2 protein-coding genes (1 of these 2 only partly in view) are annotated in these 18,564 nt (G+C 66.5%); both read left to right on the forward strand.

The genetic code is table 11. The features are described 5' to 3' along the window. Positions 1–209: the final stretch of a non-ribosomal peptide synthetase gene (locus QOS90_RS19495; RefSeq protein ID WP_283600557.1), read on the forward strand. Its footprint begins 12,628 nt before the window's first position; only the last 209 of its 12,837 coding nucleotides appear in the window; its start codon lies beyond the left edge, outside the window; the stop codon is at positions 207–209. Further along, positions 206–18,564 (forward strand): non-ribosomal peptide synthase/polyketide synthase (locus QOS90_RS19500; protein ID WP_283600558.1); only part of this gene is annotated, 18,359 nt, incomplete at its 3' end. The genes QOS90_RS19495 and QOS90_RS19500, both read left to right, overlap by 4 nt.

Raw genomic sequence — 18,564 nt, forward strand, 5'->3', positions numbered from 1 at the left:
TGGCCGCGATCTGGGCCGAGCTGCTGGGCGTTGAGCGGGTAGGGCGGCATGACAACTTCTTCGAACTGGGCGGCCATTCGCTGCTGGCGGTGACCCTCACCTCCCGCCTGCGTGATCAAGGCCTGGAAGCCGACGTGCGCGCCCTGTTCGACCAACCGACCTTGGCGGGCTACGCAGCCATCACAGACAGAATGGAGATCGTCCTGTGAGCATCAACCAACTACTGGCAACACTGACGGCCAAAAACGTGCAACTGGCGTTGAAGGACGGCCAACTGGCCGTCCAGGGCAACCGTCAGGCCCTGACCGACCCCGCGTTGGTGGCGCAACTGCGTGAACACAAGCCAACGCTGGTGGCGATGATCGAGCGCGGCGAGTACGTGGCCGTGAAACAGGGTGCGGTACACGTGCCGTCCAACCTCATCGGCCCGGGCTGCACGCGCATTACGCCGCAGCACCTCAACCTGATCGACCTCGACCAGGGCACCCTTGACCGCATCGTCGCTTGCATCCCCGGCGGCGCGGCCAACGTGCAAGACATCTACCCACTGGCACCGCTGCAGCAAGGCATGCTGTTCCACCACGCCAGCGCCACCGACAGCGACCCGTACGTGATGCAGGCGCGTTTCGTGTTTGCCAGCGAGGCCCGCTTGCAGGCGTTTGCCGATGCGCTGCGTGGTGTAATTGCCCGCCACGACATCTTGCGCACCTCGGTGCACTGGGAAGGGCTGGAAACGCCGGTGCAGGTGGTCTGGCGCCGCGCCGACCTGCAGGTGGCGACGTTACCCGACAACGACCCCACGCGCGGCAGGCTCGACCTGACCCAGGCACCGCTAATCCGCCTGCTACGTGAGGCCGAGCAAGCCGATGGCGCACTGACCGCCACCCTGCAGTTCCACCATATCGCCATGGACCACAGTGCCTTGGAGGTGGTGCGTCACGAACTGATCGCGTTTCTGGCCGGCGAGGGTGATCGGCTGGGTACCCCGGTGCCGTTTCGCAATTATGTGGCACAAGCCGTGCTGGGTATCAGCGAGGCCGAACACGAGGCGTTTTTCCGCGACATGCTGGGGGGGATCGACGCGTCGACCCTGGCCTGCGGCATCCAGGATGTGCAAGGCGTGGGCGAGGTGCACAACGAGCACGCGCTCGACCTGCCACTTGCGCTGTGCCAGCAGCTACGCAGCCAGGCGCGTAGCCTGTGCGTGAGCGTCGCCAGCCTCTTCCACCTGGCCTGGGGCCGCGTGCTGGGCGGGCTGACGGGGCGCGAACAGGTGGTGTTCGGCACAGTGCTGATGGGGCGCTTGCAGGGCGCCGAAGCCACCGACCGGGCGCTGGGGATTTTCATCAATACCCTGCCAGTACGCGTTGACCTGGACAGTGCTGATTTGCCGACGGCGATCCGCGCTACCCACCAACGGCTGAGCGCATTGATGCGCCATGAACACGCGCCACTGGCCCTGGCCCAGCGGTGCAGCGGTGTGGCGGCGCCGGCGCCGCTGTTCAATGCCTTGCTCAACTACCGCCACAGCGCAGTGGACAGCACCCAGCCACGCCGCGCAGCCCTGGCCGGCATCGACATCGTCGAGTCGGCCGAGGCCACCAACTACCCCTTGACGCTTAGCGTCGACGACCTGGGCGAAGCGTTTCGCCTGACCTTGCTGGCCAGCGCCGAAGTGCCGGCGCAGCGCGTCTGTGCTTACCTGCAGCAGACCCTCGAAAGCCTGGTGAAAGCACCGCAGTCGTCGGTCCTGGCGCTGGCCATGCTCCCCGACAGCGAGCGCACGGAGCTGCTGGAAGCGTTCAACGATTATCCGGCCCCGTATGAGCGGCAACTGACCCTGCACCAGCGCATTGCACAGCGCGCCGAGCTGCACCCTGACACCGTCGCCGCCACCTGTGACGGTACGCGCTTGAGTTACGCCGAGCTCAACCGGCAGGCCAATGCCCTGGCGCAGCACCTGATCAACCTGGGCGTGCGGCCTGACGACCGCGTCGCCGTGGTAGCGCGGCGCAGCCTTCAGACGCTGGTGGGCTTGTTGGCGGTACTCAAGGCCGGAGCCGGTTACGTGCCGGTAGACCCCGCCCACCCGGATGAGCGCGTGCACTACCTGCTGAATGACAGCGGCCCGGTAGCGGTGCTGACGCAGCAGGCGCTGCGTGAGCGCCTGGGGCCTGTCGCGGTGCCGGTGGTGCTGCTCGACCAGCCGCACTGGCCTGTATGCGAGAGCGACCCGGTTGTGCCGGGGCTGAGCGCGAGCCACCTGGCCTATGTGATCTATACCTCCGGTTCCACCGGGCAGCCCAAGGGTGTGATGGTCGAGCACCAGACCGTCAACAACCTGGTCGACTGGCACTGCCGCGCCTTCGACCTGTGCCATGGCCGGCACACTTCGAGCCTGGCCGGTTTTGGTTTCGACGCCATGGCCTGGGAAGTCTGGCCGGCGTTGTGCGCCGGGGCCACGTTGCACCTGGCGCCGGCGTCGGAGGGCAACGACGACCTGGATGCCATGCTTGCCTGGTGGCAGGCGCAGCCCCTGGACGTGAGCTTCTTGCCGACGCCGGTGGCCGAGTATGCCTTCAACCATCAGCTCGAACACCCGACCCTACGCACCCTGTTGATCGGCGGTGACCGCCTGCGCCAGTTCAACCGCACCCAGCGCTTTGCCGTGGTCAACAACTACGGCCCGACCGAAACCACGGTAGTGGCCAGCTCCGGCGCGGTGGAAGCGGGCGGGGCGCTGCACATCGGTCGGCCGGTCGATAACGCCCGTCTGTACGTACTCGACCCACACCTGCAGCCTGTCGCGCTGGGTGTGCCAGGTGAGCTGTACATTGGTGGCGCCGGGGTTGCCCGGGGCTACCTGAACCGCCCGGCGCTCACCGCCGAGCGCTTCCTGGACGACCCCTTCGTCGCCCGTGGGCGCATGTACCGCACAGGCGACCTGGTGCGCTGGCTGGCGGACGGCACTCTGGACTACCTGGGGCGCAACGATGACCAGGTCAAGATCCGCGGCGTGCGCATCGAACTGGGCGAGATCGAAAGCCGGCTGAACGCCCTGGCTGGCATCGATGAAGCGGTGGTGCTGGCCCGCGAGGACCAGCCCGGGCAGCCGCGCCTAGTGGCCTACTTCACTGCCCAGGCAGGCGTCGAACCGCTCACCCCAGAAGGCCTACGCAGCCAATTGCAGGCGCACCTGCCGGAATACATGGTGCCGGTGGCCTATGTCGAGCTGCCGGCGTTGCCGCTGACGGCCAACGGCAAACTCGACCGCCGCGCATTGCCACGCCCGGAGCGCTCGGCGCTGTTCGAGCAGGGCTACGAGGCCCCCGAAGGGGCGTTGGAGCAGGCGCTGGCAGCACTATGGGCCGAGTTGCTGCACGTTGAGCGAGTCGGCCGTCGCGACCATTTTTTCAGCTTGGGCGGGCATTCACTGCTGGCGATGCGCATGGTCTCCCAGGTGCGCCTGCGCCTGGGTGTCGAACTGAGCCTGGCCGACCTGTTCGCCAACCCCGAGCTGGCCGCCGTGGCCGAGGTACTGGCCCATGCCGGGCGCTGTGAGCTGCCAGCGATACGCCCGGTGCCGCGCGATGCGCCGCTGCCGATGTCGTTCGCCCAACAGCGGCTGTGGTTCCTGGCGCAAATGGAAGGCGGCAACCAGGCTTACAATGTGCCGCTGGCCCTGGGCCTGCGCGGGGCACTGGATGCCGATGCGCTGGAGGCGGCCTTGCTGGACATCATCGAGCGCCACGAGACCTTGCGCAGCCGCTTCGTACCACGCGATGACAGTGCCGAGGTGGTGCTGGCTACCACTGCGGGTGCCGATTGGTTCCAGCGTGAAGACCTGAGCGTCGAGGCGCTGCCGGCCCGCTTGCATGAAGTGGCCAGCGCGCCTTTCGACCTGGCCCACGGGCCACTGCTGCGTGCGCGTTTGCTGCGTTTGAGCGCAGAGCATCACGTGCTAGCGCTGACCGTGCACCACATCGTTGCCGATGGCTGGTCGCTGGGCGTGCTGACCCGCGAACTGAGCGCGCTGTATACGGCCTGCTGCCAGGGCCAGGATAATCCGCTGCCGGCCCTGGACATCCAGTACGGCGACTATGCCGTGTGGCAGCGCCGCTGGTTGGCCGGCGCCCAGTTGCATCGCCAGGCCGATTACTGGCGCCAGGCCCTGGACGGTGCACCCAGCCTGCTCAAGCTGCCCAGTGATCGCCCACGCCCCGAACGCCAGGACTTTGCCGGCGCAAGCCTGCCACTGCAGTTGCAGCCCCGCCTGGCGGCAGGCCTGCGCAGCCTGGCCCAGCGCCACGGGGTAACCCTGTACATGGCCGTGCTCAGTGCCTGGGCCGCCGTGTTGACGCGGCTGTCCGGCCAGGGCGAAATCGTCATCGGTTGCCCTGTGGCGGGCCGCGGCCGTGCCGAGCTGGAGCCGCTGGTGGGCCTGTTCGTCAATACCCTGGCCGTGCGCATCGACACGGCTGCCGCACCGACGGCGCAAACCCTGCTGGAGCAGGTCCGTACACGCGTGCTGGAGGCTCAGGCGCACCAAGACCTGCCATTCGAGCAGGTGGTGGAAATCGTCCGCCCAGTGCGCAGCCTTGGCCACACCCCCTTGTTCCAGGCCACGCTCAACTGGCAGGCGATCGAAGGTGGCGCCTTGCAACTGCCGGGCCTGCAGTTGGAGGCCGTGGCCCAGGCTGGCCAGGTCGCCAAGTTCGACCTGACGCTGAACCTCGGCGAATTCGGCGACACGCTGGCCGGCAGCCTGGACTACGCCACCTCGCTGTTCGACGAAGCAACCGTGCGGCGCTATGTTGGCTACTTCGAGACCTTGCTCTGGGCCATGATCGGCGATGATCAACAGCCGCTGGCACAGGTGCCGTTGCTTGGCGACGCCGAGCGCCACACCCTGCTGCACAGTTTCAATGCCACGCAGCGCGATTACCCCCGTGACCTGGCCGTGCAGCAGCTGTTTGAGCAGCGCGTATCGCGCCATCCCCTGGCCGTGGCGGCAGTGCAGGGCGGCCAGGCGCTGTGCTACGGGGCACTTAACGAACGCGCCAACCGCCTGGCCCATTACCTGATGGGCGCAGGTGTGGCACCGGGTGCCTATGTGGCCGTGCTGCTGCCGCGCTCGTTGCACCTGCTGGTGGCGCAACTGGCTGTGCTCAAGTGTGGCGCGGTCTATGTACCGCTCGACATTCATGCCCCGACCGAGCGCCAGGCCTTCATGGTCGAGGATTGCCAGGCCACCGCGTTGCTGACGCTTGCTGGCACACCGGTTGAGTATGCGGTGCGGCGGGTCGACCTGGACCAACTGGTCCTCGATGACCAGCCTGGCCACAACCCTGGGGTGGCCCAGGACGCTGGCAGTGCGGCCTATGTGATGTACACCTCTGGCACCACAGGCAAACCCAAGGGCGTGTGCGTGCCGCACCGGGGTATTGCGCGGTTGGTGCTGAACGAGCGGTATGCCGGGTTGCTGGCCAGCGACCGCATCGCTTTCGCATCCAACCCGGCGTTCGATGCCAGCACCCTGGAAGTGTGGGGCGCGTTGCTCAATGGCGGGCAGGTGCGAGTGATCGACCACCGCACGCTGGTCGACCCAGCGCTTTTCGCGAAGGCGCTGGCGGAGCAGGGCATCACCGTTCTGTTCTTGACCACGGCGTTGTTCAACCAGTACGTGCAGTTGATCCCCGAGGCCCTGGCCGCGCTGCGCGTGCTGATCAGCGGCGGTGAGCGTGCCGAACCTGCAGCCTTCCGCACGCTGCTGCACAAAGCACCTGGGCTGCGCCTGCTCAATGGCTACGGGCCCACCGAAACCACCACGTTCGCGGTTACCTGCGAAGTGCGCGGATTGGCGCCCGATGCAGCCCAAGTGCCGATTGGCCGGCCGATCGGCAATACCCAGGTGTATGTGCTGGACGCCTGGCAACAGCCCGTGCCGCAAGGCGTGGTCGGTGAACTGTATATCGGCGGCGACGGCGTGGCGCTGGGTTACCTGAACCGCCCAGAATTGACGGCGCAGCGGTTTATCGATGACCCGTTCAGCCCGCAACCGGGCGCTCGGCTGTACCGCACCGGCGACCTAGTGCGCTGGCAGGCAGATGGCCAACTGGAGTGCCTGGGGCGCAATGACGACCAGGTCAAAATTCGCGGTTACCGGATCGAGCTGGGCGAAATCGAGCAGCAGTTGGCACTGGCACCGGGTGTCGGTGAAGTCGTGGTGATGGCTGTGCCGAGCGAGCAGGGCCCACTTCGGCTGGTAGCCTGGTTTACCCGGCACGAGGCCCCAGTGGAGGCCGCTGACCTGCGAGCCTTCCTGCGTGGGCGCTTGCCGGATTACATGGTGCCTACCGCATTTGTGGCATTGCCGCGGATGCCACTGAACAACAATGGCAAAGTTGATCGCCAGGCCTTGCCGGCGCCGGCACCCCAGGACTTGGCGGTGACAGCGTACGAAGCACCGGAAGGCGAGCGCGAGCAGGCGCTGGCCACGTTGTGGGGCGAACTGCTGCACCTGGAACGCGTCGGGCGTCACGACCGCTTCTTCGAATTGGGCGGCCATTCACTGCTGGCGATGCGCATGCTGGCCCAAGTTCGCCAACGCCTGGGGCTGGAGCTGGCATTGGGCGACCTGTTTGCCGATGACAGCCTGGCAGCGGTGGCCGCCTGCCTTGCGCGTGACGGCGACACCTTGCCGGCCATCCAGCCGGGCCCGCGTGACGGTGCTTTACCGCTTTCGTTCGCCCAACAGCGGCTGTGGTTTCTGGCGCAGATGGAGGAAGCCAGCGCGGCCTATCACATTCCCCTGGCCCTGCGCCTGGAGGGCCGTTTGGACTCTGGGGCGCTGGAGCGTGCGTTAAGGCGTCTGGTCGAGCGCCATGAAAGCCTGCGCAGCCATTTTGTCGAACAGGAAGGCGAGCCGCAGGTGGTGCTGGCCACCGGTAGCGAAGGCTTCCTGTTTGACCGGGACCTTTGCCAGGGCCTGGATGAAGCCGCTATTGCGGCGCTGATCCGCCAGGAGGCGAGCCAACCCTTCGTGCTTAGCCGCGACCTGCCGGTGCGTGGGCGCCTGCTGCAGCTGGCCGAGGACCACCACCTGCTACTGCTGACCTTGCACCACCTGGTGGCCGACGGTTGGTCGCTGGGGGTGTTGGTGCGCGAGCTTGGCGAGTTGTACCAAGCCTTCAGTTGCGGTGGCGACGACCCCTTGCCGGCCTTGCCCGTGCAGTACATCGACTATGCCTTGTGGCAGCGGCGCTGGCTGAGCGGCGATGCGCTGCGCCAACAGGCGGATTACTGGGTTGGCCAGCTGGCCGGGGCACCGGCGCTGCTCAGCTTGCCTTGGGATCACCCACGGCCAGAGCGTCAGCAGTATGCCGGTGACAGCGTCGCGCTGAGCCTGGACCCGCGCCTGAGTGCCGAGCTCAAAGCCGTGTGCCGGCGCCATGGCGTCACGCCTTACATGCTGTTCATGGCGGCTTGGGCAGTGTTGTTGAGCCGGCTTGCCGGCCAGGATGAAGTGGTGATCGGCTCGCCGGTAGCCAACCGCAGGCAGGCTGAAGTGGATGGCCTGGTCGGCATGTTCGTCAATGCCATGGCGTTGCGCGTGGACACCTCGGGGGCACCGGATGTGGCCACGCTGCTGGCCCGGGTAAAGGCCGTGGTGCTGGGCGGGCAGGCGCATCAGGACTTGCCGTTCGAGCAGGTGGTCGAGTTGCTGCGCCCGCGCCGAAGCCTTGCGCATACGCCGCTGTACCAGGCCACCCTGGACTGGGACGCCAGCCCGGAGCGCCAGGCGCTGCAATTGGCCGACCTGTCGATGAGCGCAGTGAGTGGGCCTGCGTGCATTGCCAAGTTCGACCTGAGCCTGAGCCTGGGTGAGCGCGCCGAAGGTTTTGCCGGCGGTATCGTGTTTGCCACAGCCCTGTTCGAACGCTCGACCATCGCGCGTTATGCGGGGTATTTCGAACAACTGCTGTGGGCCTTCGTGGAGAGCGATCGGGCCATTCCGGGCCATGTCGGGTTGCCGGATGCCGATGAGCGCAAGCGGTTGCTGCAGGGCTTTAACGACACGGCGGTGGATTATGACCTTGAGCAGACCCTGCACGGGATGATCGAGGTGCAGGTGTTGCGTACGCCGGATGCGTTGGCGGTTAAGGCCGAAGAGGGGGCGCTGAGCTATCGCGAGCTGAATGAGCAAGCCAACCGGCTGGCGCATCACCTGATCGGTCTGGGTGTTAAACCTGATGATCGGGTAGCGATCTGCGTTGAACGTGGGCTGTCGATGGTGGTTGGCCTGCTGGCCATCCTCAAGTCTGGTGGCGCGTATGTGCCGGTTGACCCCGATTACCCAGCGGAGCGCGTACGGCATATGCTGAGCGACAGCGCGCCGGTGGCGGTGCTGGTGCACAGCGCTACGCGTCATGTACCGGATTCGGCCCAGGTTATCGACCTGGATCAGCCGACCTGGAACGCCCTGCCGTCCAGCAATCCAGTTGTCACCAGCTTGACCCCGCGTCACCTGGCCTACGTGATCTACACCTCAGGCTCCACCGGCTTGCCGAAAGGCGTGATGAACGAGCATGCCGGCGTGGTCAACCGCCTGTTGTGGATGCAAGACGCCTATTACCTCGGCGCTGAAGACGTGGTCTTGCAGAAGACCCCGTTCAGCTTCGACGTGTCGGTGTGGGAGTTCTTCTGGCCGCTGATGACCGGCGCGCGCCTGGTCATGGCGCGTCCTGGTGGCCATCGCGATCCGGAGTACCTGCGTCAGGTGATCCGTAGCGAAAACGTCACGACCTTGCACTTCGTGCCCTCGATGCTGGATGTGTTCCTGGCCCATGGGGACGCCTCGGCCGAAGGCCTCAAACGCGTCCTGTGCAGCGGCGAAGCCTTGCCGGGAAGCCTGGTTCGACGCTTCCACGCGCAATTACCAACCGTTGAACTGCACAACCTGTACGGCCCGACTGAAGCAGCGGTGGACGTGAGCGCCTGGCACTGCGTGACGGCACCGGACAACACCCCCATCGGCAAACCGATCGCCAACACCACGCTGTACGTACTCGACAGCCAAGGCCAGCCGGTCCCGCAAGGCGTGGCCGGCGAACTGTTCATCGGCGGCGTGCAAGTCGCCCGAGGCTACCTGAACCGCACCGAACTGACCGCCGAACGCTTCCTCGACGATCCGTTCAGCACCCGCCCTGGTGCACGCCTGTACCGCACCGGCGACCTGGCGCGGCACCTGGCCGATGGCAACATTGAATACCTGGGCCGTAACGATGACCAGGTGAAGCTGCGCGGCCTGCGTATCGAGCTGGGTGAAATCCAGGCTGGCCTGACGGCCATCGAAGGCGTGAAGGAGGCAGTTGTTGTCGCCCGCGACCAGCGTCTGGTGGCGTATTACACCGGTGAGCAGCAGGCCGCAGACGCTCTGCGCACGGCATTGCTGGCCCACCTGCCGGAGTTCATGGTGCCCGCGCTGTTCCTGCACCTGGACGCATTGCCCCTGAGCCCCAACGGCAAACTCGACCGCAAGGCTTTGCCATTACCGGATACCGACGCCCTGCAAAGCCGCGTGTACGAAGCCCCAGAAGGCGAAACCGAAACCCTGCTGGCCGCGATCTGGGCCGAGCTGCTGGGCGTGGAGCGGGTAGGGCGCCACGACAACTTCTTCGAACTGGGCGGCCATTCGCTGCTGGCGGTGACCCTGACCTCGCGCCTGCGCCAACAAGGCCTGCATGCCGATATCCGCGTACTGTTCGGCCAGCCGACCTTGGCAGCGCTCGCCGCTGCGGTGGGCGGTGAAACCCGCATCAGCGTGCCAGCCAACCGCATTCCGGCAGACGGCACACGCATCACGCCGGACATGCTACCGCTCGCCGAGCTGTCCCAGGCGGCCATCGACACCCTGGTCGCGCAGATCCCCGGTGGCGTGGCCAATGTCCAGGATGTCTACGGCCTGGCCCCGCTGCAGCAAGGCATTCTCTACCATCACTTGGCCAGCGAAGGCGCAGACCCCTACGTGCTGCAGGCACGCTTCGCCTTCCCGACGCAAGCCGAGCTCGATGCCTTTGCCGCAGCGCTCGACCAGGTCATCGCCCGTCACGACATCCTGCGCACCAGCATCCACTGGCAGGGCCTTGAGGAGCCCGTGCAGGTCGTCTGGCGCGCTGTGCCGGCAGTCGGCGTAGCCCTGCGCGGTGATGAAAGCAGCACCACGCTCGACTTGAACAAGGCCCCCTTGATCCGCCTGCTCCCTAGCCACGGCGAGGGGCGCGTGGAAGCCACGCTGCTGATCCACCACATCATCCTCGACCACGCAGCCGTCGAACAGCTGGTGGCCGAGATCACCGCTGTGCTGCAAGGCCAGGCCCTGTCGCAGGCCAGCGTGCCCTACCGCAACTATGTGGCGCAGGCACGTCTGGGCGCCGATACCCAGGCTGACGAGGCACTGTTCCGCGAGCTGCTGGGTGACATCGACGAACCCACCACGGTATTCGGTCTACGCGATGCGCTCAGTGACGGCAGCCGTGTACTGGACAGCCGTCTGGCCCTGGACACGGCACTGGCCGGCCGTTTGCGCGAGCAGGCGCGCCTGCTTGGCATCAGCGTCGCCAGCCTGGTGCACCAGGCCTGGGGGCAGGTGCTGGCGCAACTGTCAGGGCGCGAGGAAGTGGTGTTCGGCACGGTGTTGCTCGGTCGCCTGCAAGGCGGCGAGGGGGCTGAACGGGCCCTGGGCATGTTCATCAACACCTTGCCGCTGCGGGTGAGCGTGGGTGCCACGGCGGTGGCCGAGGGCGTACGCCTGACCCACCAGCGGCTGGCCCGCCTGCTGGCCCATGAGCAAGCCTCGCTGGCGTTGGCTCAGCGTTGCAGCGCAGTGCCGGCGTCTCAGGCGCTGTTCACCAGCCTGCTCAACTTCCGCCACAGTGCACCGGCCAAGGCCGAGCTGCGCCAGGCCTGGCAGGGTATCGAGCAACTGGCCGCGCATGAGCGCAGCAACTATCCATTGGTGGTCAACGTCGACGACGTGGGCGACGCCTTTGTGCTGACCGTGCAAGGGGTGCCGGAAGTCGATGGCGCGCAGGTCTGCCGCCTGCTCAGCACCGCCCTTGAGCAACTGGCCCAGGCCCTTGCGCAGGCGCCGAGCACGGCCCTGCACAAGGTGAGCCAGCTGGCAGTTGCCGAGCGCGAACTGGTGTTGCAAGGCTTCAATGCCACCCGCCGCGATTACCCACGGGAACATGCGCTGCACACCCTGTTTGGCACCTATGCCGCGCTCAGCCCAGCTGCACCGGCGGTGGTTCACGGTGGCCGGCAGTGCAGCTATGAGCAGCTCGAACAGCACGCCAACCGCCTGGCTCACCACCTGTTGGCCCTGGGCGTACGCCCTGGCGATCGTGTGGCCCTGCTGCTGCCCCGCAGCATCGAGTTACTGGCGGCGCAACTGGCGGCCAGCAAATGCGCGGCGGTGTTCGTACCGCTGGACAGCAACGCGCCTGCCGAGCGCCAGGCCTTCATGATCGAAGACAGCCAGGCGCGTGTCTTGCTCACCTTCAGCAGCGAACAGCGGGTAGGCAATGCCCTGCGCGTCGAACTGGACCGCCTCGACCTCACCGGGTATGCGCAGCAGTCGCCGGGCCTGGTGGTAGCCGCCGAAAGCGCCGCCTACATCATGTACACCTCTGGCTCTACCGGCACCCCTAAGGGGGTGCAAGTGCCGCACCGAGCCATCGTGCGCCTGGTGATCAACAACGGCTTTGCCGAATTCACCTGCCAGGACCGCGTCGCGTTCGCCTCCAACCCCGCGTTCGACGCCAGTACCCTGGAAGTCTGGGCGCCGCTGCTTAATGGCGGCACTGTGGTGGTCATCGACCAGGACCAGGTGCTGTCGCGCCAGGCGTTGCGTGAGGTGTTGCTGGCGCAGCGCGTCAGCGTGCTGTGGCTGACTGCCGGCCTGTTCCATCAATTTGCCGATGACCTGCTGCCGGTATTCGCCAAGCTGCGCTACCTGATGGTGGGCGGCGATGTGCTGGACCCGGCCATCGTCGGCCGGGTGTTGCGCGAAGGCGCCCCACAACACCTGCTCAATGGCTATGGCCCAACTGAGGCCACCACCTTCAGCACCACCCACCTCATCGCCACGGTCGACGAGGGCAGCATCCCGATTGGCAGGCCGATCGGCAATGCCCGTTGCTACGTGCTCGATGCCCGTCAGCAGCCGTTGCCGGTTGGCGCGGTCGGTGAGCTGTACATCGGCGGCGCTGGCGTCGCCTTGGGGTACCTCGGCCAGCCGGCTCTTACCACTGAGCGCTTCCTCGACGACCCGTTCAGCCGTGAGCCGGGTGCGCGCATGTACCGCAGTGGCGACCTGGCCTGCTGGCAGGCCGATGGCACGTTGCGTTACCTGGGCCGTGCCGACCAGCAGATCAAGCTGCGAGGCTTCCGCATCGAGCTGGGTGAAATCGAAGCGCGCTTGGGCGCGTGTGCCGGTGTGCGTGACACGGCTGTGGTCGTGCGTGAGGACGTGCTCGGTGACAAGCGCCTGGTGGCCTATTTCACCGCTAACAACCCAGCCCCTGGCATTGCCGAGCTGCACCAACAGCTGCAAGGCCAGTTGCCGGACTACATGCTGCCAGCGGCCTACGTGTGCCTGGATGAATTGCCGCTGACCGCCAACGGCAAGCTTGACCGCCGTGCCTTGCCGCAACCCGGCCACGAGGCAGTACTCAGCCGCGCCTTCGAGGCGCCACAGGGTGAGGTCGAGACCACCCTGGCGGCGATCTGGGCCGACCTGCTGAAGGTCGTGCAGGTCGGGCGCCACGACCACTTCTTCGAGCTGGGCGGCCATTCGCTGCTGGCCGTGACCCTGGTTGAGCGCATGCGCAAGGCCGGCCTCAGTGCCGATGTGCGTGTACTGTTTGCCCAGCCCACCCTGGCGGCGCTGGCCGCCGCGGTGGGCAGCGGTCGCGAGGTGCAGGTGCCCGCCAACCGTGTGCCACACACTGCCCGCCACATCACCCCGGACATGCTCAGCCTGATCGAGCTCGACCAGGCCAGTATCGACCGTATCGTCGCCACGGTGCCGGGCGGCGCTCTTAATGTGCAAGAGATCTACCCGCTGGCCCCGCTGCAGGAGGGCATCCTGTACCACCACTTGAGCGCCGCACAGGGCGACCCGTACCTGCTGCAGTCGCGCCTGGCCTTCGACAGCCTGGCGCACTTGCAGCGCTGGGCGGGCGCCTTGCAGCAGGTCATCGACCGGCACGACATTCTGCGCACCGCAGTGGTCAGCGAAGGGCTTGCACACGCAGTACAAGTGGTTTGGCGGGAAGCGCGGATGCAGGTGAGCGCAATCGAAGGCCTGGCTACTGGGTCGGTGATCGATGCCTTGCAGGCGCGCTTCGACGCCCGTCACCAGCGCCTCGACCTGTCGCGGGCACCCTTGCTGCGCCTGCTGCATGCCGATGACCCGGCCAACCAGCGCGTGGTGGCGATTCTGCAATTCCATCACCTGGCCCTGGACCATACCGCCATGGAAGTCATCGCCAGCGAGATGCAGGTGTTGCTGGCGGGCCAGAGCGAACGCTTGCCGGCGCCAGTGCCTTATCGCACCTATGTTGCCCAAGCCCGCCTTGGGGCCGACGATGCCAGCCATGAAGCGTTCTTCCGCGAGATGCTGGGGGACCTTGATGCCCCGACCTTGCCGTTTGGCCTGAGCGACGTACAGGGTGACGGCCACGCTATCGAAGAAGCCCACCTGGTCATCGACGCCATCGTGGCGCGCGGCTTGCGCGAACAGGCTCGGCAGCTGGGCGTGAGTGCCGCGAGCCTGGCGCACCTGGCCTGGGCACGGGTGCTGGGTGTGCTCGCCAACCGCACCGATGTCGTGTTTGGCACCGTGCTGATGGGGCGCTTGCAGGGCGGTGAAGGGGCCGACCGGGCATTGGGCGTGTTCATCAACACCTTGCCGCTGCGCATCGACTTGACTGCACCGGTGGCGCAGGCAGTGCGCGCCACCCATCAGCGGCTCTCGGCGCTGTTGGCGCACGAGCATGCCTCGCTGGCGTTGGCCCAGCGCTGCAGTGGCGTGGCGGCGTCCACACCGTTGTTCAGCGCCTTGTTCAACTACCGCCACAGCACGGCAGGGGTGCCTGCCGACGGCGATACCCACAGCCAGGGTGTCCGTCTGCTGGGCGGTGAGGAGCGTAGCAATTACCCGCTGACCCTGAGTGTCGACGACCTGGGCGAAGGCTTTGCCTTGAGTGTGCTGGCCCAGGCAGGCATTGGCGCCGAGCGGGTCGCTGGCTGGATGAACCAGGCCCTGGTCGAACTGCTGCAGGCGCTGACGCAGTCTGCGGCCAAGCCGGTCGAGGCGTTGTCGATCCTGGACCCGGTGGCACGGCAGCAGGTGCTGGAAGCGTTCAATGCCACTGCACGCGACTACCCGAAAGGGCAGGCCGTGCACACCCTGGTCGAAGCCCAGGCGGCCCGCGCACCGCAAGCGGCAGCGCTGGTGCAGGATGGCCAGGTACTGAGCTACGGCGAGCTTAATCGCTGCGCCAACCGCCTGGCGCATCACCTGATCAACCGCGGGGTGAAGGTCGGCGACCGGGTGGCATTGTGCTTACCGCGCACCCTGGAGCGCCTGGTCGGCCTGCTGGCCATCCTCAAGGCCGGTGCGGCCTATGTGCCGATCGACCCGGCCTACCCAAGCGAACGCATCGCCTACCTGCTTGAAGACAGCACGCCGGCATTGGTGCTGGTCGATGCGGCCACCCTGGCGCTGGTAGGGGACACCCCACGTGTCGAGCTGCACCGCGATGCCTGGCAGGGCGCAGCCGAAAGCAACCCCTGCGTGGCAGGCCTGGATGATCGCCAACTGGCATATGTGATCTACACCTCCGGCTCCACCGGCCAGCCGAAAGGGGTGATGGTCGAGCATGCGACCCTGGCCAACCTGGTGCACTGGCACTGTGAGGCCTTTGCCTTGAAAGCCGGCAGCCATACCAGCACGGTGGCCGGTTTTGGCTTCGATGCGGTGGCCTGGGAGGTGTGGCCGGCGCTGTGCACGGGGGCCGTGCTGCACGTGCCGCCCGCACGCATCGCCGGTGAGCACGTCGACGAATTGCTCGACTGGTGGCTGGAGCAGCCGCTGGCTGTCAGCTTCCTGCCCACACCCGTGGCCGAACAGGCGCTGCGCCGCGAGCGTCAACACCCAACCCTGCGCACGCTGCTGGTCGGCGGCGATCGCCTGCGCCAGTTCGAGCGCGACCCGGGTTTTGCCCTGGTCAACAACTATGGCCCGACCGAAGCCACCGTGGTGGCCACGTCGGGGCAACTGCTACCCGCGGGAGCGCTGCATATCGGTAAGCCTATCGCCAACACCCAGGTGTATGTGCTCGACGAGCGCCGCCAGCCGGTGCCGGTGGGCGCCGTAGGCGAGTTGTACATTGGCGGCGCCGGGGTGGCCCGCGGTTACTTCAACCGCCCGGCACTGACCGAGGAGCGCTTCATTGCCGATCCGTTCGCCGCCCAACCCCATGCGCGGCTCTACCGCACAGGTGACCTGGTGCGCTGGAACGCTGACGGCACCCTGGATTACCTGGGCCGTAACGACGACCAGGTGAAGATCCGCGGCGTACGGGTGGAGCTTGGCGAGATCGAAAGCGTACTTGCCGCGCAGCCTGGTATCGGCGATGCGGTGGTGCTGGTGCGTGGCGAGCGGCTGCTGGCCTGGTTCACCGAAACCACACCGGTGGCAGTGGACACACTGCGCCAGGCTTTGCAGGCAAGCCTGCCCGCACACCTGGTGCCGTTGGCCTTCACCTGCCTGCCAGCACTGCCGTTGACCAGCCATGGCAAGCTCGACCGCAAGGCGTTGCCCGACCCGGATCCGGCGCTGCTTGCAGGCCAGGCCTATGTCGCCCCGCAGGGCGAAGTGGAAATGGCCCTGGCAGCGGTGTGGGCCGACATGCTGGGCGTTGAGCGGGTGGGCCGGCACGATAACTTCTTCGAGCTGGGTGGCCACTCGTTGCTGGCGGTGAACCTGACCGCGCGCTTGCGCCGCGAGGGCGTGCAGGTGGATGTGCGTACGTTGTTTGGCCAGCCGACGGTGGCGGCACTGGCGACGACCCTGGGCCAGGTGCAACAGGTGCAGGTACCGGACAACCTGATCCCGGCCGGCTGCCCGCACATCACCCCCGGCATGCTGCCGCTGGTGGCGCTGGAGCAGGCGGCCATCGACCGTATCGTTGCCCAGGTACCCGGCGGTGCCCGCAATGTGCAGGACATCTACCCGTTGGCACCCTTGCAGGAGGGCATCCTGTACCACCACCTCAGCGCGCAGGGGCACGACCCTTATGTGCTGCAGTCGCGCTTTGGGTTCGCCAGCCGCGATCACTTGAACAACTTCGCGGCAGCATTGGACAAGGTCATCGCCCGCCACGACGTGCTGCGCACCGCGGTGCTCTGGGAAGGCCTACCGCAGCCGGTGCAGGTGGTCTGGCGGCAGGCGCCGTTGTCGGTCATGGCGCGTGGTCGCGACAGCGAGGCAATGCTTGACCTGAGCAAGGCACCGCTGATCCGTCTGCTGTACACGCAGCAGCCGGGCGCGGCCCGCATCGAAGCCACCTTGCAGTTCCACCACATCGTGCTCGACCACACGGCCATGGAAGTGGTCGGCGAGGAGCTGATCGGTTATCTGCAGGGTGCGGCCGAGCCGGCCCAGGCACCGGTGCCGTACCGCAACTACGTGGCCCAGGCGCGGCTGGGTATCAGCCAGGCCGAGCATGAAGCGTTCTTCCGCGGGCAACTGGCGGATATCGACGCGCCAACGCTGCCGTTCGGCCTTAGCGATGTGCAGGGTGACGGCCGTGACATCGAGGAGGCCCAGGTGTGGCTGCGTGACGACCTGGCACAACGGCTCCGCCAACAAGGCCGGCAATTGGGTATCAGCGTCGCCAGCCTGTTCCACTTGGCTTGGGCGCGCCTGCTGGCGGCCGCCAGTGGCCAGGACAGCGTGGTGTTCGGCACCGTACTGCTGGGCCGCCTGCAAGGCGGTGAAGGCGCCGAGCGGGCGCTGGGCATGTTCATCAACACCTTGCCGCTGCGGGTCGACCTGGGCGGTATCAGCCTGCGTGAAGGGACCCATGCTACTCATCAGCGCCTCAGTGCCTTGCTGGCCCACGAGCATGCATCGCTGGCCTTGGCCCAGCGCTGCAGTGGCGTGGCTGCGCCATTGCCGTTGTTCAGCGCCATGCTCAACTACCGGCACAGCACGCAGTTCACTGACAGCCAGCGGCAGGCGACGCAAGGTATCGACAACCTAGAAAGCCAGGAACGCAGCAACTACCCGCTGGGCTTGAACGTGGATGACCTGGGGGAGGGCTTCCGCCTGGTTGCCATGACCCCGGCCGACGTAGGCGCGGCGCGTATCTGTGGGCAGATGAACCAGGTGTTGGAGGCCATGGTCGAGGCGCTGGAGCAGACGCCGGCACTGCCGGTGCAGCGCTTGCCGGTGCTGGAAGCGCAGGAGCGTGAGCGTGTGCTGCTGGGCTTCAACGACACGGCGGTGGATTATGACCTTGAGCAGACCCTGCATGGGATGATCGAGGCGCAGGTGTTGCGGACGCCGGATGCGTTGGCGGTTAAGGCCGAAGAGGGGGCGCTGAGCTATCGCCAGCTGAATGAGCAAGCCAACCGGCTGGCGCATCACCTGATTGATCTGGGTGTTAAACCTGATGATCGGGTGGCGATCTGCGTTGAACGTGGGCTGTCGATGGTGGTTGGCTTGCTGGCCATTCTTAAGGCCGGCGGCGCGTATGTGCCGGTTGACCCTGATTACCCAGCTGAGCGCGTGCGGCATATGCTGAGCGACAGCGCGCCGGTGGCGGTGCTGGTGCACAGTGCTACGCGGCACGTACCGGATTCGGCCCAGGTTATCGACCTGGATCAGCCGGCCTGGAACGCCCTGCCGTCCAGCAACCCAGTTGTCACCGGCTTGACCCCGCGTCACCTGGCCTACGTGATCTACACCTCAGGCTCCACCGGCTTGCCGAAGGGTGTGATGAACGAGCATGTCGGCGTGGTCAATCGTCTGCTGTGGATGCAGGAGGCCTACAACCTCGGCGCAGACGACGTGGTCTTGCAGAAGACCCCGTTCAGCTTCGACGTGTCGGTGTGGGAGTTCCTCTGGCCGCTGCAAACCGGTGCACGTCTGGTCATGGCGCGCCCCGGCGGCCATCGCGAGCCAGAGTACCTACGCCAGGTGATCCGCAGCGAAAACGTCACCACCCTGCACTTCGTGCCCTCGATGCTGGATGTGTTCCTGGCTCACGGCCAAATATCGGCAGATGGTCTCAAGCGCGTGCTGTGCAGCGGCGAAGCCTTGCCGGGCAGCCTGGTCCGACGCTTCCACGCGCAGTTACCAACTGTCGAATTGCACAACCTGTACGGCCCGACCGAAGCAGCGGTGGACGTGAGCGCCTGGCACTGCGTGACGGCACCGGACAACACCCCCATCGGCAAACCGATCGCCAACACCACGCTGTACGTACT

The organism is Pseudomonas sp. LAIL14HWK12:I10 (assembly GCF_900184205.1).
In the GTDB taxonomy this organism is placed as follows: domain Bacteria; phylum Pseudomonadota; class Gammaproteobacteria; order Pseudomonadales; family Pseudomonadaceae; genus Aquipseudomonas; species Aquipseudomonas kermanshahensis.